General features: G+C 57.5%; 16 protein-coding genes and 2 pseudogenes. 4 read left to right on the top strand and 14 right to left on the bottom strand.

Features of this window, described 5'->3' with window-relative positions; all coding sequences use genetic code 11:
* Window positions 1–112: 112 nt before the first annotated feature.
* Both P9273_RS22805 and P9273_RS22810 read left to right on the top strand, forming a co-directional pair.
* On the top strand, window positions 113–394 hold the full coding sequence (locus P9273_RS22805) for a DNA -binding domain-containing protein (protein WP_063169301.1): 282 nt from the start codon (window positions 113–115) through the stop codon (window positions 392–394).
* Window positions 395–832: 438 nt separating this feature from the next.
* Window positions 833–1,789, top strand: a complete 957-nt coding sequence (locus tag P9273_RS22810; protein ID WP_063169302.1) for an IS481 family transposase — start codon at window positions 833–835, stop codon at window positions 1,787–1,789.
* A 175-nt stretch (window positions 1,790–1,964) separates the two neighbouring features.
* Here P9273_RS22810 and P9273_RS22815 read toward each other — a convergent pair whose 3' ends face one another.
* The 10 genes and pseudogenes from P9273_RS22815 to P9273_RS22860 form a co-directional block, all read right to left on the bottom strand.
* Window positions 1,965–2,690 (bottom strand): LuxR family transcriptional regulator, encoded by a 726-nt coding sequence (locus P9273_RS22815; RefSeq protein WP_411908607.1) that lies wholly within the window; start codon window positions 2,688–2,690, stop codon window positions 1,965–1,967.
* An 882-nt stretch (window positions 2,691–3,572) separates the two neighbouring features.
* Complete coding sequence (locus P9273_RS22820; protein ID WP_063169303.1) at window positions 3,573–4,979, bottom strand: aminotransferase; 1,407 nt, start codon at window positions 4,977–4,979, stop codon at window positions 3,573–3,575.
* Between the two features lie 190 nt (window positions 4,980–5,169).
* Window positions 5,170–5,590: pseudogene (locus P9273_RS22825) on the bottom strand (IS66 family transposase); the annotation flags it as partial.
* A gap of 483 nt (window positions 5,591–6,073) precedes the next feature.
* Entirely contained in the window at window positions 6,074–6,580 is a 507-nt protein-coding gene (locus P9273_RS22830) for a TIR domain-containing protein (protein ID WP_063169304.1), read from the bottom strand.
* 9 nt (window positions 6,581–6,589) lie between these two features.
* Window positions 6,590–7,450: a DUF4231 domain-containing protein gene (locus P9273_RS22835; protein ID WP_063169305.1), complete on the bottom strand. Its 861-nt coding sequence runs from the start codon at window positions 7,448–7,450 to the stop codon at window positions 6,590–6,592.
* 1,402 nt (window positions 7,451–8,852) lie between these two features.
* The gene (locus tag P9273_RS22840) at window positions 8,853–9,350 is read right to left on the bottom strand and encodes an Lrp/AsnC family transcriptional regulator (RefSeq protein ID WP_063169306.1); all 498 of its coding nucleotides are present in this window, start codon (window positions 9,348–9,350) and stop codon (window positions 8,853–8,855) included.
* A gap of 493 nt (window positions 9,351–9,843) precedes the next feature.
* Window positions 9,844–11,367 carry a fumarate hydratase gene (locus tag P9273_RS22845; protein WP_063169307.1) on the bottom strand — a complete coding sequence of 508 codons (1,524 nt, stop codon included), beginning with the start codon at window positions 11,365–11,367 and terminating at the stop codon, window positions 9,844–9,846.
* 27 nt (window positions 11,368–11,394) lie between these two features.
* On the bottom strand, window positions 11,395–12,828 hold the full coding sequence (locus tag P9273_RS22850; protein WP_063170369.1) for an NAD-dependent succinate-semialdehyde dehydrogenase: 1,434 nt from the start codon (window positions 12,826–12,828) through the stop codon (window positions 11,395–11,397).
* Window positions 12,829–13,021: 193 nt separating this feature from the next.
* On the bottom strand, window positions 13,022–13,948 hold the full coding sequence (locus tag P9273_RS22855; protein ID WP_063169308.1) for a LysR family transcriptional regulator: 927 nt from the start codon (window positions 13,946–13,948) through the stop codon (window positions 13,022–13,024).
* 167 nt (window positions 13,949–14,115) lie between these two features.
* Window positions 14,116–14,517, bottom strand: a complete 402-nt coding sequence (locus P9273_RS22860) for a hypothetical protein (protein ID WP_063169309.1) — start codon at window positions 14,515–14,517, stop codon at window positions 14,116–14,118.
* A gap of 1,485 nt (window positions 14,518–16,002) precedes the next feature.
* Between P9273_RS22860 and P9273_RS22865 the strand changes: the two genes are divergently transcribed.
* Both P9273_RS22865 and P9273_RS22875 read left to right on the top strand, forming a co-directional pair.
* Entirely contained in the window at window positions 16,003–16,350 is a 348-nt protein-coding gene (locus P9273_RS22865; RefSeq protein WP_063169310.1) for an IS66 family transposase, read from the top strand.
* 713 nt (window positions 16,351–17,063) lie between these two features.
* The gene (locus tag P9273_RS22875; RefSeq protein WP_063169311.1) at window positions 17,064–17,438 is read left to right on the top strand and encodes a zinc ribbon domain-containing protein; all 375 of its coding nucleotides are present in this window, start codon (window positions 17,064–17,066) and stop codon (window positions 17,436–17,438) included.
* A 22-nt stretch (window positions 17,439–17,460) separates the two neighbouring features.
* Here the strand turns inward: P9273_RS22875 and P9273_RS22880 are convergent.
* From P9273_RS22880 to P9273_RS22895, 4 genes and pseudogenes are all read right to left on the bottom strand, one after another.
* Window positions 17,461–17,618: pseudogene (locus P9273_RS22880) on the bottom strand (integrase core domain-containing protein); the annotation flags it as partial.
* 24 nt (window positions 17,619–17,642) lie between these two features.
* Window positions 17,643–18,545: an HpcH/HpaI aldolase/citrate lyase family protein gene (locus P9273_RS22885; RefSeq protein ID WP_210326668.1), complete on the bottom strand. Its 903-nt coding sequence runs from the start codon at window positions 18,543–18,545 to the stop codon at window positions 17,643–17,645.
* 133 nt (window positions 18,546–18,678) lie between these two features.
* A complete protein-coding gene (locus P9273_RS22890; RefSeq protein WP_063169312.1) occupies window positions 18,679–19,830 on the bottom strand; it encodes a CaiB/BaiF CoA transferase family protein in 1,152 nt (383 codons plus the stop codon).
* An 11-nt stretch (window positions 19,831–19,841) separates the two neighbouring features.
* Entirely contained in the window at window positions 19,842–21,095 is a 1,254-nt protein-coding gene (locus P9273_RS22895; RefSeq protein WP_063170371.1) for a methylaspartate ammonia-lyase, read from the bottom strand.
* Window positions 21,096–21,374: the final 279 nt, after the last annotated feature.

Below are 21,374 nucleotides of genomic sequence, written 5' to 3' on the forward strand. Positions count from 1 at the left end.
GGTGAACCGGCAGGTAGAGACCGGCTCAGCGACTAATCCCCGTTTCGGATTATCCCATTTTGGGATATTCTGCCTTGGATCCAGCGATCAACATGCGAGGTTCGCGGCAGACATGAATCAATCAACGGGAACAGATAGGACTCAAAGCTCAACACTGCTCGACGAAGTCCCTTGGTCTGACCGTCTTACCGCCTACGACAGGGCGCACTTTACCATCTATATGAGGCTCCTGGACGCCTCAGCCGATGAGGCGCCCGAAGAGGAAATGGCCCAACTGATCCTCGGCATTGATCCGGCACTTGAACCGGAGCGCGCCAGGAAGGCGCTTCGTAGTCATCTCGACCGTGCGAACTGGATGGTGACGAGCGGCTACAAGGAATTGTTCGCCAGCTGACAAATTCGCAGTGCTCGGTCATAGAAGCGTTCCTGTGCCATTGGTCAGGCTGATCGGGGCCTGCACCACAGACGCGCCGGCAAAATGGACCCGGTGGCGAGCACAATTCAGTTCCCAGGAAATCGGGGTTTGGCAACTGTCCGAGCGTCTGACGTGATAGAAGGTTCCGCTCTGTCTGGATGGGTATTAGCCCGGAGCAGCACTCCATATCGTACCGGCGCTCGACGAAGGGTCCACCTCTTCGCTTTCAAGCCGCATAACCGATAGCCATCGCCCTAAGTCAAGGGTTAGAGATTACCGGCAGGCAGGTATGCAAGCGGGCCATCCTCGGAAACTATATAACCGCACGACTAGCTGTGAGCTTTCGGGAGGTTGTCCATTCGGACCGGACCGGGGAGACTGGAGTTACCAAGCTTCAGCACTCACCGGAGGGTCCGAATGAACATCCATAAGAATGCCCGTCTCACACCGCTGCGTCGAGAGGAGATGGCGCTGTCGGTGATAGAAGGCGCTTTCTCCAAAGCCCATGCGGCGCGTGTCTACGGCGTGTCGGCCAAGATCGTGGCGCGCTGGGTCGAGCGCTACAAGTCCGAAGGGCGGGCCGGCATGATCGACCGTTCCTCGCGGCCCGCCAATATGCCGCAGGCCACCGCTGCGTTGATCGCCGAGCGCATCATGGCGCTGCGGCGGCAACGTTGGACCGGCAAGCACATCGCCCATGAGGTCGGCGTCTCGCCCGCCACCGTTAGCCGGGTTCTCAAGCGTGCCGGACTGTCGCGGTTGCGGGATATCGAACCGGCCGAGCCGATCCGACGCTACGAGCGCGAGCATCCTGGCGAGATGATCCATATCGATATCAAGAAGCTCGGTCGTTTCGAGCGCATCGGTCATCGCATTACCGGCAAGCGCACCGGCAATGCCAGCTCGCGCGGCAGCAGTTGGGAGTTCGTCCATGTCTGCATCGACGACGCCTCCCGCATCGCCTTCTCGCAGATCCTGCCCGACGAGAAAAAAGAAAGCGCCATCGCCTTCCTCAAGGCGGCGGTGGCCTACTACGCCAGCCTCGGCGTCACGATAGCCCGCGTCATGACCGACAACGGCTCCTGCTACAGATCAAAGGCCTTCGCCAAGGCCTGCCGCGATCTCGGCCTCAAGCACGTCAGGACAAGACCCTATACACCCAAGACCAATGGCAAGGCCGAGCGCTTCATCCAGACAGCACTGCGCGAATGGGCTTATGCCATCGCTTATCCGACTTCAGATCACCGCGCCGCAGAGTTGCCGGTCTGGCTGCACAGATACAATTGGCACCGTCCCCACGGGAGCCTAAAGTCCAAAACACCTATCAGTCGCCTCGCTCTAACCGAGGACAACCTGTTGAGGCTCCACAACTAGCTCGTCAGCGACGACACACCCGCTCGAGCACCCATAGACTATGATCACCGGCGCGGACTGGAAGAATACGGCTGCATCGCCCGAGCCGGCGGAACAGAAGATCTCGGCATCCAGTCAACGCTCGATACAAAGCGCGCGATCGAATGGCCCGAGCACAAGGGGATCAAAAAGCTTCTCAGACAATTGAGGACCCTTCGGACCCCAAAAGGGCTATAGCCTGATTTTGGGTTCGCACGCCTAGCTTCTTCTTGGCATTGTCCAAATGAAAAGCGATCGTGCGTGGCTTGATACCCAAGATGCGGCCGGTCACCCAGGCTGAATTACCCCGCGCTGCCCACCTCAGGCACTCATATTCGCGGGATGTCAGCGAAACCCCATCCACTGTTCGATCGCTCGGCAATTTGCGGCGAACGCAACGATGAAAGCAGGCCGCCATCAGTTGAAGAGCTTGTTCGTACCGCTCAGCGACCCGAAGAAATACTGGACGAGGCTCATCGGCGGCAAAAGTAACCGCAGCGATGCGGCCGCGGAGATCGACAATTGGGATCGTCAAACCGCAGCAGATGCTGAATTGAGCCGCCTCATCGAATAGCTGCTGTTGAGCCGGCGACATTTTATCGCCTCCCAAATTCGATCCCCAGTGAAACGGGCAGCCGCCATTTCGAGCACGCAAGACCACAGGATCGAGTTTCTCATACTGATTTTCCAGATACTGTCTGGTCCAGCGGGGTGGATAGTTTGAAATTAACCTCGGTTTGCCGGAAGGCCGTGCTGGCAAGGAGAGGTAGGCAAAGAAGATTAGGTCAAGTCGTCCGGCCGCCTCAGCCATGGCATCCCGGAAATCTGCCTCATCGATACTCTGTGACAGTCTTTCAAGGAATGTCTCGAAAACAAGTGGCATGTGCCTCGTCATCGTCGCGCTCGATTCTTCCTCTTTCTGCACGCCTTCCGGCTGCGTCGTGTATGTCCCGACAAACGTGATTGAATTCGCGGGCGTCGCTGGGCTGACCGGGCTCCAGAATGCTGCCACACTTTCGATCTTCGTCGGTCATCCCAATCATGCTGGGCTCACCCGATGGGCGTCTGGCAGACGCCTCATGATCTCAACAGCTCAATCAGAGAATCTCCATGCATTAAATCATGACCGCCCCTGCACCGACCAAATCAGGAGAAATCATCCTGCGCTGACCAAAAGCCATCATTGACCCCAGCTTTTGCAGGAATTTGGGTCGGCATTAGCATAACAATTCGGATAGCCGCTCATCCCCCACCCGGGGCGCCGTGATCCGCAAAGAAGTGTTGCGATGCTTTCTTTTCTTTGATAGGCAAATCGTCTCAACAATATTAAAATGCCTTTCCTTGTGAACGGGGTGGCGTGTGAGTATCGTCCTTCTATATACCTGACGTGATAAAATTCACCGCAATGATTATGGCCCGCTGCAATGATGTAAAGGGCACGTCTAAGCTCAATCTGCATCGGAACGTGCAGATGACCTTTACCAGACCCTCGATCCCGCACGGGCCATAATGATACTGATTACGTGGGTCAAAAAGGGCGCCCTGCCGGCGGGGAGGTACACCCGCAGGGCGCGCCGCACAGAGGTCCTGGTCGTTGGGCAACAGGACAGCGGCGGCAGAACTGATTCGGTTACAAATCGTGACTGAAATAGCCCGGAGCATGCTCAAGATCAGATATCTGGAATTCAACAGTTTTGGGTCTGCTCGGCGCAGTAGCGCGCAGGGACATGCCTGCCTCCGGACTCGCTCCTTCGCGATCGCAAAATCATACGGCACCCTCGGCCTTCAGCGCGCGATAGGTGGTATCGACCGACTTTACCGTCGCGTCGACAATGATGTCGATCTCTTTTCGGGTAATGATCAGGGGGGGGGCATAACCGAGGATGTCGCCATGCGGCATGGCCCGTCCGATGACACCATTCTCAAACAGAGCAGCTGCAGTGCGCACCCCGACCTGAAGGTCGGGTTCGAATGGTATCCTTTGTTTTGGGTCCCGCATCATCTCTACGGCCGACAGGATACCCACTCCGCGAACTTCACCAACGATGGGATGTCCCGCCAGCTCGGCCTTCATCCGGTCTTGCCAATACGGTCCAACATCGCGGACATGCTCCAGAATATTTTTTTCTTTAAGCAGTCGAATATTGGCGAGCGCGGCTGCGGCACAAAGCGTGTGCCCCGAATATGTCCAGCCGTGGCCGAGTGCGCCGTGCTTCTCAGTTCCTTGTTCCAAAACCGACCAGACACGGTCGCCAATGATTGACCCGGAGATGGGGAGGTAGGCGGAACTCAAACCCTTTGCGATGGTCACGAAATCCGGACGCATGTTATACAGGTGGGAACCGAACTTCTCGCCGGTTCGCGCGAAGCCACAGACCACTTCATCCGCGATTAGAAGGATATCGTATTTGTCGAGCACCGCTTGAATGGACGTCCAGTACCCTTTGGGGGGCGGCACAATACCTCCTGTCCCAAGTACCGGCTCTCCGATAAAAGCTGCAACCGTTTCCGGTCCTTCGGCCAGGATCAAGGCTTCAAGCTCATCGGCACAGCGCCGGGAGAACGCTTCCTCGCTCTCCTCGACACGCGCCTGGCGGTAATAGTGCGGCGTGGTTGTATGGCGCACCAAATCCAGAGGCAGGTCGAAGAAATTGTGAAAGAAGGGAAGGCCAGTTAGGCTACCCGTGACCAATCCAGACCCGTGATAGCCGCGATTTCGCGAGATGATCTTTTTCTTTTCGGGCCGGCCAAGAATGTTATTATAGTACCAGACCAGCTTGATGTTGGTTTCGTTGGCATCGGAACCGGAGAGGCCGAAATAGACCCTTCGCATGTTCTGACCGAAATACTCGACCACGGCCTCTGCCAACAGGGCGACCGGCTCCGTACCTTGGCTGGCATAGACGTGCGCGAACGGCAATTCGTGTGCTTGCCTGGCAATGGCCTCGGCGATCTCCGTGCATCCATATCCCATGTTGACGCAGTAGAGTCCTCCGAAACCGTCGAGGCTCCTTCGGCCTTCGGTGTCCCAGATATAGACGCCTTCCGCACCGGCCATAATCCTATTTGGCGTTTCGCCTCGGCTGTGCTTGGCCAGATGCGTAGAAGGATGGAAGACGAAGCTTCTATCCTTCTCCCGGAGTTGCTCGGTTCCCAGATTGCTCAAGCGCATGTCCCTCTCCTCGCGATAAATTGGCGGAGGGCACTCGGCCAGCCACCTGTTTAGCAAATAGCATACCGGAAACGTCCCTTGAGTTTCTCGGGAATGCAGGTTATTCGCCGTGAAATTCGCGGGATCGGCCCGAATTGCCGTGAAAACTAAGGCGTCACCTTCGCCTTAGCCGAGGGTCGGGGGCGCGTCCTGCAAACACGAACAGCTTACGACGCGCATGCGCCCAGCATAGTGCCCGATTAGCGGGCGATATTGACGGATGAATAGCGCTCGGGACGCTGTTCCCGCCGGCCGCGCGAGGCACGATAGAGCGCCGGCGGCCATGTTCCGCCGAACTGCCGGTCATCCCTTACATTCTGACGGTCCGGATCGGTCTTGCCCTTCCCAAGGGTGGTAATGAGGTGATCAGGGGCAAAGCACATTCGCCTCGATCAGCAGGCAGCGGGTTCCGTGCCGCGGCACAGGCTCCAACCTGGTTGGCCAGCGCTGAGAGGCTGAGGTCGTGCCCTCGCGCATATTGATAGCTTTGGCGGTGCGGCGGCTGGTGCTCGGCAGACTTCTCGAAGGAGCATAGCCAGAAGGTTCGGCCCGGCAAAGACGCGCGGCGAGAGCTCCTTGCCATTGACATCTTGATTCGCAGCCGACCAGCGCCGCCAAGTTCTATCGTCAGCGTGTTGCCTTTCTTGCGATCGCAAATTCGTGGTTGCTGCGCAGGGCGAGCCGAGCTGCGGCTCGCAGGAGGGGGCGAGCCGACAGAATTGCGCGGCCTGAAAAGCTGCCTCCATCAATGCTGGCCGCTCGTGCAGTCTCGAAACGCTGGATCAAGCCTCAAACATCGAACAGCCGCTCCTTTTCCTCGCGAAACCAGCGCCCTCGCGCGACATGATCTTGTCTGACGATCCGACGCTTCGAGCGGGGCTCCTCTAATAGGTTGCACATGACCTGCAGCTTTCAGCCAAACTCAGCAAATCGGACGTCGTGCTCTTCTTATCATCGCTCGGCAAGCTCGGAACACGCTGGCGGACGTTGCTAAGGCTAGTCGCCGCCAGCGGATGGCGAGGATGTTTGGGCGGCTAAGTGCTTTTAGGTGGCGATTATAAGCCGAGATCGCGATAGGTGCTTTCGCCATAGCTCCTGGCGCCATCGCCACGCTGAGCGTTTGAAAGCCGATGAAATTCGCTCGGCCAATTGGCTAGCGCGTGCTTGATGGCCTTCATCTTGAACGGCACGTGCACAACACATTTGTCCCTGATGATAGGCGGACAGCTCACATCTTGTTGCCGCGAGCCGTTAAGGTTTGCTGCGATTATCGGCAGACCTAGATCAAGAGCCAATTCCATTTCCCAGCGCACGAAGCGAAAAAGGTTTTTCGTCTTCTCACCGATCAGGACAAGTACCTGGCTCGATCCATTCATTCTGTTGCGAAGATTGCGTTTAACATAATCTTCGTCCTGTGCTCGGCTCGTCATATTGTCCAGATCGTGAGCGTTCGCGAATTCAAAACTCACATTCTCGCTGGCGTTCCACCCTTTCATAAAGCGGTATGCCCAAGCGTCTTCATCGCCGTCAAATATTACATAGGTCGGATCGCTGTATGCCATTGTTGTCTCTTAGTTGTTTTGACGAGCAACCCACTGGGTGTGCTCCCGTGAGAAAGCCAGTTCGGCTTCGTTCACCGCGGCGGAGAATGCCTCATCCGAGTTGGCGTCCGTAATAAGGTCGGCAGTCAAGCCGATCTCGTGAGCTGTCAACGTGTAAGCCGATGCCAATTCGTTAAATTTCTTGATCTGGGTCCACCCAATAAGGGAGGCGGCGATGACAATTAGCGGCTCGGTCGGCCAGCCTGGCATCGCGGGGTCAGCGATGCGTACTACGATGAACGAGAATCCCAGAGCGTATGCAAAAATACCAAGGCCCATCCAGACTTTCGCGGACCTCTTGTTCGAGCGCGCCTTCTTCTCGTACCACTTCCGTTGGTCGCAGATTCGTCTCTGCAGATATAGGTCTTTTCTTTCTTTTAGCGGGGAGTCCCTTATCGACATCATCTGGTCGGTTGTTTGGGGGGATGCTGAATCGGTGCCGCTCAACGCGCTACCAAGGTGACGATTGCTATCAAGGATACCTTCCATGAGCTTTCGAAAATCAGCTCTGGCGTCAGCGGCGCGCGCGTCATCGAACGGCTGTGCTCGCATCGCGAAGCGCCAAGTCAATGTCTTCACCGACTCTGCCAGAGCTCGAGCCTGATACCAGACCTGCTCGGGCTTTGTGACCGACCGGAAAATGAGGACTCCCATTGAGCAAAGAAATACCGCAGCATAGACACCGAAATAGGCTTTTGATGGCGACAAGTCCAAAGAGAGCACCGACGCTAAAAAAAGAAGAACGTACTCTGCCCGGATCAGGCGCAGAAACGTCGCCTGCTGCTCGTTGGATGCCACGTCGGCGCTATTATAGAGTCCAGGATATTTCATTTTTGAAGCACACCAGTCTATTTTGTGGCGGTAAATTCTTTAAGCCAGGATTTGGCAAACGTGAGGTTAGCAGTCGAGCTTACAGAGCCTATTCTTGAGCGAGGCGCGGTCCCTCTGTTCATAAACAGGAATGCAGGTCCTGTCCCATCAATGTAAGGGTATAGGCCCAAAAATTCTTGCCCGGAGAATGTTTCCGAAGAATTTTTTGCCACGGGCAGAACCGCTACCGCGGTCCGAAACCCATCGAAAAAGCCAAGCTCCCAAGGCATCCATCTGGATCCTGGAGAATTGTTTGAATGCACATAGATTAGCGTCTTTGACTGCCTCATACGGGTCCGCAGCAACTCGGCGGTGGCCGAGGAGACTTTTGTGCGGTCCAGTTGTGAATCTTCGACCCAATCTACGTAAGCAGTGAACCCAAGCTCCTCGAAAATTCGCTTCACACCGAGAACGATCTCTGCGTCCTTGAAAGAATGTGACAGAAAAACGTCGAATGACGATCTGGCTGTAGCTGCGGCCGTCTCTTCCTTTAGAACGATCGATGCGGCTCTATGTCCTCGACTGGCATTCGCAACTCTTTTCAGCTCTGCCTCGGTCAGTAGCACTATTCAAATCCCCCCATGATCTGTTCGCAATCTATGAACTTGACGCCCATTCGATTAAGCGACCCTTGTCTTGTGAAAACTGGCACCATGCTCTCCAGCCGGTAGCGCAACCTCCACCTTCTCAAAGACCACGTCGGGTGGCAGGAGTGACCGGCCTTGTCACCCACCTACGCGATCCCGGCACAGCCATGCTCCTCGCTTAGAAGGCTGCGGAGACCAGCAATGTCAAACAGGACAGACGATCTCCTAATCTCGAACAGCAACGAACTTAGGACGTAAAAACGCGATCTCCGAATGTCCGCAGGCGTCGAGGGCCGGGTTGGTCGCCAAGGCCGAGCGGGCCAGCTTGCACTCCCGCTACCCGTCGGCTTGCCAAACCCTCGCTGTAGATTTCGCCCCCTACACGGATGCGCTGACCGCGACTAAGCTCAATCGCCACTGATCGCCAATCCAGGGCGAAAGTTCCCCCCTTGAAGTAGCGGTAGAGGCATTTTTCGGCACTTCGCATCTTAGATATGGACGCCTCCTCAACCAGGCACGATCCGGTTTGGCTTCTCGCCGTAACCGTGCTGGGCAAGTGCGTCCGATGGCTGCTTCGATCCTCTCCTGGAATAGATCGGTTCCAGATTGCTCAAGCGCATCGTCCTTGCTCGCGATCAACTGGCGGATAGCGCTCGGCCACCTTTTTCCAGCAATTAGTATACCGCAAATGTCCCTTGAGTTTCGTCGGAATGGGTGCCTTTTGCCGACGAATCTACGGGATCCGTGCCAAACGCCGTTGAAACTTAGCTTTTGGGTTACCGTTGCCTCAGGGCGGACAAAGGTATCGGTGAATTGGACTTCACTGGTTTCGTGACGACAAGGCTATAGTATTGATCAATCCCCAAGCCTGCCTGCAGCAGTCCCTCCATGAAATCCTGATAGGCGGCCATAGAACGAGATGCGACCCGCATCAGATAATCCACGCGCCCCCCAATTGCCCAGCAGTCCAGGATTTCCGGAATGTCTTGGATAGCAGTTTCGAAGTGTCGTTGGTCCTCAAGACGATGACGATCCAGCACGACCTCCACCATCACAAAGATCATGCCGCCGATGAGGGCAGGACTCAGCCGCGCATAAAATCCCTCAATAATCCCCGCGGCCTTGAGTGCTCGGAGCCGCTCCGAACAGGCGGACGCCGAAAGATGAACTCGTTTTGCAAGCTCACTTTTTGAAATCCGACCGTCTGCCTGAATTTCGGAGAGGATCCGCAGGTCCCAACTGTCGAGTTGCACGGGATCGGGTTTCGACTTCATAACCTATGCTCTCAGCGATGACATCGCGTTGTGTGCCGATCAATTCTATCATCAATTGAAACGAGCGAATGTAGCAGTGGAAGGCATCCGTTCCAGGCCCGAGATGTGCCAGAATGGGGTACGAAAATCAGCTGAGGGTGAGCGATCCGCTGAGAAAAGCTGCAGAAGTAATTTGGCTATCGCCCCAACGCCCAACGGGGCAATGGTGCAGCTGGAGAGAATAGTCGGCGGCGGCGGAGACCATGATAAATAGATAACCGATTTTCTTGAATCTCGCTGCCGTACTTGATAGACGCGCGACTGCATTCGACCCTCGATCGCATGGACGGCATACTCAATGCAGTATTCACTCGCACATTCAACTATTAGGGTGAATTGAAGGCCTTGCTTGGCCGGCTCGCCGAGGCGCAGGGCACCGCAAATGCCGCTCGTCTTATGGCTTGCCCGATAATTTGGCGCTCGGGTCTGGCCGAAATCGCCCAACCGGAAAGACTCAAACACCGATGTTGCGTGCGATGCTGTCGGCTGCCATACGCTTACGCCACTCAAGAGGCCCGGAATTGTGAATGGAGTTTCCCTCAACATCGACAGCCATGACGACGGGCATGTCCTGCACATCGAATTCATAGATGGCTTCCATGCCCAGGTCTTCAAAGGCGACAATCCGCGCCGCCTTAATCGACTTTGAAATCAGGTACGCAGCGCCACCCACTGCAGCAAGGTATGGCGTTCTGTGTCTTACAATCGACGCGATGGCCGCCGGTCCCCTCTCCGCTTTGCCCACCATCGCGAAAAGGCCGGTTTCGGCGAGCACCTTGTCCGTAAAATCGTCCAAGCGGCTGGAGGTTGTTGGACCGGCGGGTCCAACGACTTCATTCCTCACTGCCCGGACGGGACCGACGTAGTAGATCACGCGGCCCCTCAGATCGACTGGGAGCGGCTTGCCGGCATCAATCAGTTCGACCATTCGTTTGTGGGCAGCGTCACGGCCCGTCAGCATCTTTCCAGAAAGCAGGAGCGTTTCACCGCAGCGCCACGATGCCGTCTCTTCCTTCGTAAGCGTATCTAAATTGACCCGCCGGACGCCGGCTGGGTTCAATTCGTCGGCTCCGATGTCGGGCCATTCGCGCAAATCGGGCGGCTGGAGGCTGATGGGTCCAGAGCCGTCCAAAGTAAACTTCAGGTGCCGGTTGGCGGCGCATTGCGGGATGAGCGCCACAGGCTTGGACGCTGCATGAGTAGGATAGGTCGCAACCTTGACGTCAACGACTGTCGTCAGACCACCAAGGCCTTGGGCGCCGATACCAAGCGCGTTGATCCGCTCATAAAGCTCAATCCGCAGCCCCTCTTCTGCGCTTGACGCCCCCCTTGCGATCAGTTCCGCCATATCTATGGGCTCGTTCATGGCCTCCTTGGCCAGCAGCATCGCCTTTTCAGCGCTACCACCGATGCCGACAGAGATCAGTCCAGGTGGACACCACCCGCTGCCAAGGGTCGAAACGGTATTGACCACCCAGTCGGAAACGGAGGCGGTGGGATTGAGGGTGGTAAAACGTGCCTTGTTCTCCGACCCGCCGCCTTTCGCGGCGATGGTGATCTCAATCTGGTTACCTTGCACCAGGTCGACATGGACAACTGCCGGTGTGTTGTCGCGGGTGTTGACCCGTCTAGCGAGGGGATCCGCAACGATCGATGCCCGAAGGGGATTGTCCGGATCGAGATAGGCTTGACGTACGCCCTCATTCACAAGATCCGCGAAACTGGCTGTTGACTTAATGCGGGCATCCATGCCGACCTTTGCGAAGACAACCACAAGTCCGGTGTCCTGACAAATCGGGCGCCGCCCAAAGGCCGCCATGCGGGAGTTCAGCAGAATCTGACCTATGGCATTCTTCGCCGACGGGCTCTGTTCTCGCGTGTATGCGTGAGAAAGAGACCGGATATAATCTGGAGGATGATAGTACGAGATGTACTGAAGGGCGTCGGCGACGCTCCTTGTGATGTCGCTACCGGCCATGGTCCGTGTTCTGTTTCCCACCGGATTTTATCCAAATGAACCGAGGCCATTGACCATTTTCAGAATCTGGAAGCTTCGCACCCCCTGCTCGCCGCCTTCATATCCATAGCCGCTTTGTTTGACTCCTCCATAAGGGGCATCAGCGGAAACCCCTTTCAGGTAATTCACACTAACAGCGCCCGCAGAAAGACCGCCCACAAGCCTCTGTTGCGTATCGGCCGCGCCAGTAAACAAGTAGGCGGCCAGACCGTACTCCGTGGCGTTGGCTTCATCGATCGCCTCTTCGATCGTATCGAAAGGAGCCACGGTGAGAATTGGTCCGAACGGCTCTTCATGAAGCACTCTCGCTTCCTTCGGTACGCCAGTCAGGATGGTTGGCGGCCAGTAAAACCCCGGTCGGTCAAGGGGGATGCCACCGGTCTCGATTTGGGCGCCGCCCTCTACCGCATCTTTGGTCAGGCGTTGCATGGCCTCGATTCGCCGCGCGTTTGCCATGGGACCCATCTGCGTTGCAGGGTCATCCGGTGGACCGATCCTGATTTTTCGGACCGCCTCCGTCATCCGGAACAGGAATTCCTCATAGCGGGATCGGGCGACAAGAATCCTGCTGGGCGCATTACAACTCTGGCCCGCGCACTCGAATTTGTATTCCGAAATAGCCGGTATCGCCGTTGCCAGGTCGGCATCTTCGCACACAATAACCGGGGAATGTCCACCGAGCTCAAGGATGCAGCGCTGCAGATTATTCGCGGCCAGTGTGGCCAGCTGTTTCCCAACAGCGGTCGACCCCGTGAACGTCAAGACTTTGACAATTGGCGAACTGAGCAGATGCCGTGATATATGCACAGGAACACCGAACACCAGGTTGACCACGCCTTCCGGTATCCCTGCTTGACGCAAAGATTCCACGACATGGACAGCCACGCTTGGCGTCTCTTCGGCCCCTTTGAGGATCACCGGGCAGCCTGCCGCCAGCGCGGGGGCGAGCTTGCGGGCGATGAGAACGGCTGGATAGTTCCACGGCGTAAAGGCAGCGACGACACCGAGGGCCTCCGGGACGATCATCCTGTTCGGACCCAACGGAATCGGGGTCGACAACTCATCGGCATGCCGGCCATTCCATTCCAGCGTTTCGACTGCGCGCGCGTACTCTCCTGTTGCTTCGGCAATCGTCTTTCCCTGTTCGGACGACAGGTCCCTGGCTGCGGCGCCAGCTTTCTCAGCCAGATTGCTGGCGGCAGAGACGAGGATCTCGCCACGCTCTTTGGCGGGGCGTGAGGACCACGCCTTGCGGCTGCGTTCTGCCGAAGCAAGAGCTTCATCCAAGTCTGGAACCGTAGCCGAGGCCACTGAGGCAAATACCTTCTCCGTCGCCGGGTTGATCACCGGCAAAGTGGCTCGGCTACCACCGGCTCGCCATTTGCCATTAATGAAGAGCTCGTAGCTCCTGGCGTGGGACATCGCGGGCTCCACTTGTGATTCTGGCCATGCGAGCGCCGTTTCAATTTTCGAAGCCGCTGAGCTCGCTTGAGCCAGTTTCATCGCGATGGTCGCAGCGGGTCAAATATCGATTAGTGCCTAAATCCATCTGGAATCCAGATCGATCTGTTCCGACAGGAAGGAAGTCATGCCGTTGTTTACAGATCGATGGTTCTCAGGTCGCGTCAGGAGCCGATGCTACCCAGCCCCGGCTCTCAATCAATTCTCTGGCGACCTTCGGAATGAGCTTGCGGACCGCAGAAACGGCCGCAGAACGCTCATCTTTGGGATTTACAGCAAGCACCACGGAGCGGGTAATTACCGGATCGACTATCTTGACCGTCCGGACCAGCCCTTGAGAGGCTTCTTTCTGAACGGCAGACGGGGCGAGAATAGAATGCGCTTTTCCCTCTACGACCATGTTGATGATCGTTGAGAGCGAGTCCACTTCAAACTTGACGTCCATCGCGCAACCGTGTTGTGCGACGACATCAGCCACCGAACGCCTGACATTGTTGTTGCGCATGGGAACCGCCAGGGGGAATGCATGCAGGTCGGCCAGAGATATCGCATCTTCAAACGGTGGCTCGCCGGACGGAACCACCAGACAAAGGTCTTCGCGCGCTAGCACAGTCATTCGCCCCACACTGTCCGCAGTGCGGTACAGAACCGCCAGATTGAAGCGTCCAGCCGCCATCCATTCCTCTAGCGGTCCCGTCATACCCTCGACCATCTTGAGGGACACCTTGGGCAGTTCGTGTCTTACCGTCTCAAGCAGCGGACCGCTCAGGACGCGAGCAGCTCCAGACGGAATGCCAATAGTCACCTCCCCGGCGGGGGAAGCGGCTGTGTTGGTCAATTCCACCTCGGTAATTCGAATTTCTTTGAGAATCGCCCGCGCCCGCTCCAGGAGTTTGGCTCCTGACGCCGTCACGCTCACGCCGGTCCTGTCGCGTATCAGCAGCTGAGTGCCGAAGCCTTCCTCCAATTGGCGCACATGCAGACTCAGCGCACTCTGGGCGACATTCAGAAAGCCAGCGGCCTTCGTGAAACTGCCTGCTTCGACCACGCCAACAAAGTATCTTAACTGCCTGATTTCCACGGGTACTCTTCCGAGGGCGGACTGCAATGATGTAATCTATCTCGAAATGTGATGGCGCGACAGCAATAATTGCAGAGCGACATGACGCCTAACTGTCGTGTCATCTCAGTGTGGTTTGACCAAAACCGTAACCTATGTGTCCAGAATGGACCCAACCCGCCGAGGCTTCAACCGGCCAACTCGGCGCCCTGATCCATGGAGATGATTTCTCGGACCCTTCGAATAACCGGTAGATCGACCATCTTCCCGTCCAATGTGAACGCGCCTTTGCCTTGCGCCGTCGCATCTTTTTCGCCGCGAGGACACGACGGGTCCCTCGAGTTCTTGTGCGCTTGGTGAAAAGCCCCATCGATGTTTAAATGGATCGCCTGCGGCCCCACGAAGTTATCATTGTCTAAGAATCGCCGATGCTTCCTATCGAGCCGAGACTGCCGCATGGGGAACAGAACGGAAAGGTTCGGCGTCAAAAGCAGGTCGAGTTCTGGGGCACCGCCAACAGCTGCACTGAAGTCTTCAGTACCAAGCGCCATTGCAACCAGCGGCGCTAACAAGATGGGAAAGGAGGTCATTGCTATTGCCGCTGGCGGACTTCGGCCGGCCACCCCATTTCCTCTTCCGAGAGGTGAATTGTCCAACCAACCCTGCTGACTAATGACGAGCATGATCGTATCGTCAACGTGTCACAGAATTGCTTGCAAGCTCACGGCCTCAGCTGGGCCAACGAACATTGAACTCCGTGGACGAAGCCTGGACCCGTCGTCATCCAAGTCAATCCGCGCCTCGATGAGGGGACAGATCCTCAATTGGTTCAGCTGGCTTGCAGTATTGCACCTAGCAGTCACGGCGAGGACTGGGATTTGCGAAGAAGGCATTCTCGCAGTGCGGCCGTACGGTACCTCATTCCTGGCACACTGGATTAGATCGCTGGCGACATTAAGATCAGGTGTGACCGAGGTGAAATTTTATGTCGAAAACCTGAAGGCAGGGCGTCAGGCAGGGCGATTACAGAGATCCTATCGGACATGTCATCGCAGTTTCATCCACCATTGCTCGACCGAGGCGACACTCATCGTCCCATCAACCTAATCCATTGGTCGATCACGCCGTTCACGACCCTTGGCGAAGAAGGAATCAGCAGCCCCTAGGCTCAATTGGAAAGCGGGGCGGGGTCCATACGTATCTTCGTTTCCGGGCACCTCATGCTAATGAAGCCGCGACAACAGGTTGGTTATGCACCCAGGTGCTGGCCAATCCGGCTTGACTGGAAAGTTTCATACCCAGGCCTGGCACAGGCGAGCGTGATGCCGCTCTCGCTATGTTGGACCGCAGACGCCGCGACGGCGCATCGACTGGCGCTGGCGAAGCCTAGGACGCGCCAGTCAAGGACCTGCAAAGAGCAAGATCACGCCGCGCGTTGCCTTCAACGCCCATTTGAGCAGAAAGCAACAAGCCTCGCGTATAGCGATCGATGACCGCACGAAGCGCCATCCGGGCTATGATCTCAGTCAGCACTGCCCTAAGGGGTCAGAGGAGGGTTCGGTCAGTCAAGACCTCAGACGGCATGGCCAAGGTCAAGCTGCGAGGATGTGCCACCGCGGGCGCGGCATAACTTGGCGGGCTACAATTTGGTTCGCTTGCCCAGGCTGCTGGCAGCGCCGGTAGTCGGCCGCGCCGGACTGGCACCTACGTCTGGTCCATGAACGGTTGCTTTAGCAAAACCGAAGTCCTCGCCAAAACTCTTCGCCGACGTGCGACGACCGCGCCGGTGCTCGTTCCGGGGTCGGCAAGACGAAGACAGGCCTACTCTGGATTTATGCCCGCGATGACTGATTAGGGAGGGAGCGGACCGCCGGGCGTCTTATGTCTATGCGCCGGACCGAAAAGGCCCAGCGTGCGATCGCTCATCTCGCAGGCTCTCTACCGGAACTTGCAGGTCGACGGCTATAGCGGGCCATCGCTTGCTGGCCGACGAAAAGCGGCTTCACGCTCGCCTTCTGCCATGCCGCGCCCGATCGAGGCGCTAAGAAGGATCCGCGAACTCTAAAAGATCGAGGATGACATCCGTAGCCGAGGCCAACGAGGCCTTGCTGCACGCAGGCAAAAAGTGCTCAACCATCACGGCACTGGACCCAGGGCGGCTAGAGAAGCTCGGCCAAATCAGTCAGAAGACCAAGCTCACAGCGGCGATCCCCTACACGCTCTCGCGCTGGGAAGCGCCTCTCGCGCATCCTGGACGAGGCCATATCAAGATCGACAGCAACGTGGTCGAACGCTCAATCATACGCAACTCTTTTTGCAGCTCCGGCGGTGGCGCTGAGCACTGGTCAGTCATCGTGTCGCTGGGTGATCGCCGGGATTGGCCGGATAGCCTGAAGCTAAGGCCGTCGAGCCAGACCCTCTGACCTGCCACTGAACTTTCAACCAGTGGCGATTAGCCTCGGCCGTTTCTGTTATGGCGCGGTTTGAGCAACGGGCGGAGGCGCGAAGCCTTCATTGAGTGCAGCGTCGGAGCCGGTTGCGGCGAGGGTTCCGGCGAAGACCGCCGGGGTCAAATAGCGAGCGAGGAATGCGGCCTCACGGTGTTGAACAACACCAGGAAAGAACACCCACAGGACCGAGGAACGCAAGTTTCTTTATCCGTGGCATCCTTGGGCCGGGCGTTGTGTTCACGTTCATGAGGTGATCGAGAACGCCGACCGGGAGGTTTTCCGCTGCAGTCTCTCCCGCCACGCCTCCGATCGGTGGCTGGAAGTTCCGGCCTGGATGTTTGATCGCGGTCTGCACCGCGTGGCGCATTGCCCTGCCCCACATATCGATCCCAGAACGCTTGGCGTCTTGGTGACACTGCTGCAGGACCCGACGGCCAATTCCCACACCCCATCGCAATTGGAGGATTCGGGCGCAGCATCGGGTCCTCACGAAGCGAACCGGGGAGAGGTCCATACCGCGCCAGCCTACGACATATCAGTTCGATCTTCTCCAACCCGCACGACGCGCAGACCGCGCAGATGCCGCCATTCGCTCGCGCAGCCGCCGTAAGGCGCGAGATGCTGGCGCTGATTCCGGGTGCACACGAAGGCTACGTCGGCTGGGAAAGGCGGAAGCGATCCGCAAGATGGTGAGCGACCACGTGCCCACGAGCCGGCATCACGGGGCGCCCAAGCATGGCGACGCTCTGCTCGCCGACCTTGTCCGCTGCCGGCGCTGCGGCCGCGAGCTGACGGTCCGCTACACGGGAACCAAGCACAACATTCCGCGCTATTCCTGCTGGCGTGGTCTGCTTGACAATGGCGAGCCGCGTTGCATCGCCTTCGGTGGACTCGCGTCGATCGAAGGCGTTCATCCTCTGCCGGACGGTCCATGGGTCTTCAGCCGATCAACGCTTGACGAACCGGCGGCTCAGCGCATCGTTCATCGCGCGCGGCAAAACCCAAAATACCCCATGGGATCGCATCCAGATCAGCAAAACCTATTCACTCAAATGACATAGACAGATGAGTGTTATGAACAGGATTTAGGTCCTGCCTCCATTCGGCAGTGGCACTGCGGGCGTGGTCGAGGCCGAAGAACAGGCCATCGTTCAACAGCTCGTCTCGCATTCGGCCGTTGAGGGAATCGCGTAGCCATTTTGCATCGGCTTGCCCGGCGCGGTGTAGTGCCATTCGCTCCTGTTCAGCCGCTGATAACAGGCCAGTCAGTTGTTGCCCACAAGAATCAGGATCTCGTGGGCGCGCCGCACCACTGGCGGATCTATCATTTTGCCATTCAACGAGAATGCGGACAGTCCACGCGTGGCGGCATCATTTGCCGCCGCGACAACTTTATGGGCCCACTCGAGCTCCTGGGCGCTTGGCGAGAAAGCCTCATTGAATATGGCCACCTGTGTCGGATGGATCGCCAAAGCTCCGGCAAAGCCAAGCCGCCGCGCCCGCACCGCGGCCTCACGAAGTTTATGCGTGTCCGAGAACTCGCCGATGCTTCCTATGAAGCCCAGCGGGAGCAAGCCGGCCGCGCGGGCGGCAAACAGAACAGAAAGGTTCGGCGTCAAAAGAAGGTCGAATCCTGGGGCGCCGCCAACAGCGGCGCTGAAGTCTTCAGGGCCAAGCGCCATTGCGACCATCCTTGGATGCGCCGACGCAATGGCCGCAAGCCTTTGCAAGGCGCCCGGGGTCTCAATCTGGGCAAGGAACCGGATGCCTCCCTGCGGAAGATTTCTTTCACGTTCTAGTTCCGAAACCGCATTCGCGATCTCTATAACCCACTCTGCCGAATCCGTCTTCGGAAGAACCAGTGCGTCAACACCCGCCATCACGGCTGCATCGAGATCGGCCGCCAAGGCGCGCAGACCATGATTCACGCGGACCAAAACAGATGCGCCTTTCCGGCCCACCTCTGCCACGCATTCAGGAAGCTGCTGCCGTGACTCTCCTTTCCGATCCTGGGGCACGGAATCCTCCAGGTCGAGAATGACGCCATCTGCGCCCCGCTCATGGGCCGTCTCTACAAAGCGCGGAACGTGAACAGGAACGAAGAGCAGGGATCTCCAGCGCGGTACAGACATCGCGCCTTCAACGGCCGCAAAGGTGTCCTTGATCATGGAGACGCCTTTGCGGCCGATTTTAGCGCGGGCGCTGCCAGTGAGCTTTCTAGGCGGCCGGTGCGCTGAAATGATCCGAGGTACACAGGCATTTTGTAAACCGCGAGCAGTCTCACCTTACTGAAACGCGCGCTCACGCTGACGCGGCTCTTTCGCGCAAAAGCGCCCGCACCTCCTCGCGGACAGCCTCGGTATGAGAGCCAAGAGCCGGGACTGGGCGAAGCGAGGGGAGCTCCGAGTTGAAAATCGCCGCCGGCGCTATCGTCTCGACGGCTCCATCGGGTGTTCCAACCTGCACCCTGCGAATGTGTGGATGCTTTGAAACATCCACCACTTCGTTCAGTCGGCCATATGCCAGGCCGGCCGCCTCGAGCTCCTGCATCGCATCGTGGCAGGATAGTTCAAAAAACCGCTGTTCAATGATCTCATCAAGTTGCGCACGATGAGCGAGGCGCTCCATATTGTCAGCAAAACCAGGTGCGCGTGTGAGCCCGGACTGCTTCAGGAATTTCTCGCAGAAATTCACCCATTCGCGGTCATTCTGAACCGAAAAGATGACCTCTTTGCCGTCGGCACAGCGATAGGCACCATACGGCGCGAGCGACGGGTGTTTCACGCCTGCGCGTACCGTCTGGTAGCCGCTGTAATCATTTTGCAAAACCGGCACGTTCATCCAGTCGGCGACGGCATCAAACAGTGACACCTGGATGCTGGTCCCTTCGCCGGTGACCTCGCGGTGGTACAGTGCCTGAAGAATGGCGCTGTGCGCTGTCATGCCCGCCGAGATATCGCAAACCGAGACCCCTACACGCGCAGGCCCCTGTTGGTTGCCGGTGATAGCGCATAGACCTGTTTCGGCCTGGACGATCAGATCGTAGGCCTTCAAATGGGAATACGGCCCTGACTCCCCGAAACCAGAAATGTCGCAGGTGATCAGCCGCGGATATCGTCGACGCAGATCAGCGGACGCGAACCCCAGTTTTTCTATGCTGCCCGGCTTTAGATTCTGGATGAAGACATCAGCACTGGCAATGAGCGTGTCGAGGACGGCGCGATCCGCCTCCAACCTCAGGTCTAGACAGACCGACTCCTTACCCCGGTTGAGCCAGACGAAGTACGCGCTCTGCCCCCGCACCAGCTTGTCGTAGTTTCGGGCAAAGTCCCCTTCGGGCCTTTCGACCTTGATCACCCGGGCGCCTGCGTCAGCAAGGCGAGACGATGCGTAGGGAGCTGCAACGGCCTGTTCGACCGCCACAACCGTGATGTCCTTGAGACTGTTTAGCATCAGGGCGCTTCCTACGCGGCTTTCAGGTTTTGTGCCCGACGCCGATCAAGCATGGCGAGCAACCGATTTTGTTCGTTGCCTACAATGGAAAGACCTTCGTCGATGCCCATGCCAGGCTTCGCGAGCATCATGTCCGCCTGTGTTGCCACCGAAATGTGAACCGTCGCTCGCGCGGAGAGATCCGTCTCGCTGCAGCTGCCTCCCACATAGGCGTCCACGTTGTTCTCTTTGCACAGAAGCACCGCACGGGCGCTGTCGGCGATCGAGCCCACGTCCGGCGTCTTGATCTGCACGAGATGGGTCGCCTTAGCCTCCGCAAACAGACGCACATCCTCTAAGGTGTTGCAGCGTTCATCGACAACGATGCGCGCACGTGACGCGCGCGCATTCAGAATGCCGACGATCTGCCCGTAATTTTCGACCTGCGCCGGCGTAGACCCGAAGTCGGCTGGCGATTCGATATTCACCGTGAACTCCGGAACCGCGTCAGCAACCTTACTGATGAAGTCGGCGATGCGCTGGACGTCGAGCCCGATCTCCATACCGATCCAGCCGTACACATCGAAATGCAGCACCGGAGAATAGTCTGGTTGGCCGATTTGCTTGACGCGGTGCGCCACCCATTTGACGAAATCCAGAAAGGTTTCTCCCCCAACGCCGAATTTGCTACGCGAGTTGATGAGGCCATGCGGGATCACATCCACCCCCTTCAGGATCATTTTATCGACATTGATTTCGCGCGCATCACCGCTCTGGCAATAAATTGGGACACGACGATGCGGCATGGATAGGCAAAATTCCGAACAAACCACCTCCGCCATGGTACGACGCGCAGCATGGGCAGCAGCGCTTAAAAGGGCTTGGCTGACCCCATATTCGATGCATAGTGGGAGTCGTTTCCCAGTATGGAGATCGAAGACACTGGAGCAGGCTGTCAAAAAGCTGGACGCATCAATGTTTAAGAGCCGCGGGACAACAACACGTGACGTGAGATCCATGATGGCTCCGACGTCAAACAGGGGGTCACGCCCGCCAGCCCCTGAGTATTGCACTCCCATCATATCGCCCCAGGCGACCATATCGTCTTCCAGGACAAGCCCGACGCTTAAGCAAGCTGCCGGAACACGGATATCACGGAAGCCGGGCGTCAATGGCTCGCCGACGTAAACAAAACCGTCCTGGCCAACCCCTGCCCTAATGGCAGCTTGATCGTCATAAAAGAAGGCGCCGTTGCCGGGCGTGAGAATGACGTCTTTGATCTGCACTGAATTATACTCGAGTTTGGCCAAGCTATGAGCTGCGGCCGGATTTGCGCGCTCTGTCCTAAGTTATGCCCCGTTCGGAATCGGTTTTGCCAATATAAAGCCCCGAACGTGCCCATCTCGTTTTAAGATACGATAAAGTTGTTTTACGGGCGTCAGCGGGGACGGCACCGTCCGCCTCCCCTCTTGGTCGCGGTGCGCCGGATCGTCGCCCCTGCTTCCATAACAGAAGCTAGGCGATCAATCCGTCCGGCCAGCTCCCATCTCGGACCGCCACTTTCA

The sequence above is a fragment of the Mesorhizobium sp. WSM4935 genome (assembly GCF_029625735.1).
GTDB lineage: Bacteria > Pseudomonadota > Alphaproteobacteria > Rhizobiales > Rhizobiaceae > Mesorhizobium.

Coding starts and splice junctions, on each gene's coding strand:
- P9273_RS22810 (WP_063169302.1), top strand. CDS start 833: ATGAACATCCATAAGAATGCCCGTCTCACACCGCTGCGTCGAGAGGAG.
- P9273_RS22845 (WP_063169307.1), bottom strand. CDS start 11,367: ATGGCCGGTAGCGACATCACAAGGAGCGTCGCCGACGCCCTTCAGTAC.
- P9273_RS22815 (WP_411908607.1), bottom strand. CDS start 2,690: ATGCCACTTGTTTTCGAGACATTCCTTGAAAGACTGTCACAGAGTATC.
- P9273_RS22865 (WP_063169310.1), top strand. CDS start 16,003: ATGACATCCGTAGCCGAGGCCAACGAGGCCTTGCTGCACGCAGGCAAA.
- P9273_RS22860 (WP_063169309.1), bottom strand. CDS start 14,517: ATGACCTCCTTTCCCATCTTGTTAGCGCCGCTGGTTGCAATGGCGCTT.
- P9273_RS22890 (WP_063169312.1), bottom strand. CDS start 19,830: ATGCTAAACAGTCTCAAGGACATCACGGTTGTGGCGGTCGAACAGGCC.
- P9273_RS22840 (WP_063169306.1), bottom strand. CDS start 9,350: ATGAAGTCGAAACCCGATCCCGTGCAACTCGACAGTTGGGACCTGCGG.
- P9273_RS22850 (WP_063170369.1), bottom strand. CDS start 12,828: ATGTCCCACGCCAGGAGCTACGAGCTCTTCATTAATGGCAAATGGCGA.
- P9273_RS22875 (WP_063169311.1), top strand. CDS start 17,064: ATGGTGAGCGACCACGTGCCCACGAGCCGGCATCACGGGGCGCCCAAG.
- P9273_RS22885 (WP_210326668.1), bottom strand. CDS start 18,545: ATGATCAAGGACACCTTTGCGGCCGTTGAAGGCGCGATGTCTGTACCG.
- P9273_RS22805 (WP_063169301.1), top strand. CDS start 113: ATGAATCAATCAACGGGAACAGATAGGACTCAAAGCTCAACACTGCTC.
- P9273_RS22830 (WP_063169304.1), bottom strand. CDS start 6,580: ATGGCATACAGCGATCCGACCTATGTAATATTTGACGGCGATGAAGAC.
- P9273_RS22835 (WP_063169305.1), bottom strand. CDS start 7,450: ATGAAATATCCTGGACTCTATAATAGCGCCGACGTGGCATCCAACGAG.
- P9273_RS22820 (WP_063169303.1), bottom strand. CDS start 4,979: ATGCGCTTGAGCAATCTGGGAACCGAGCAACTCCGGGAGAAGGATAGA.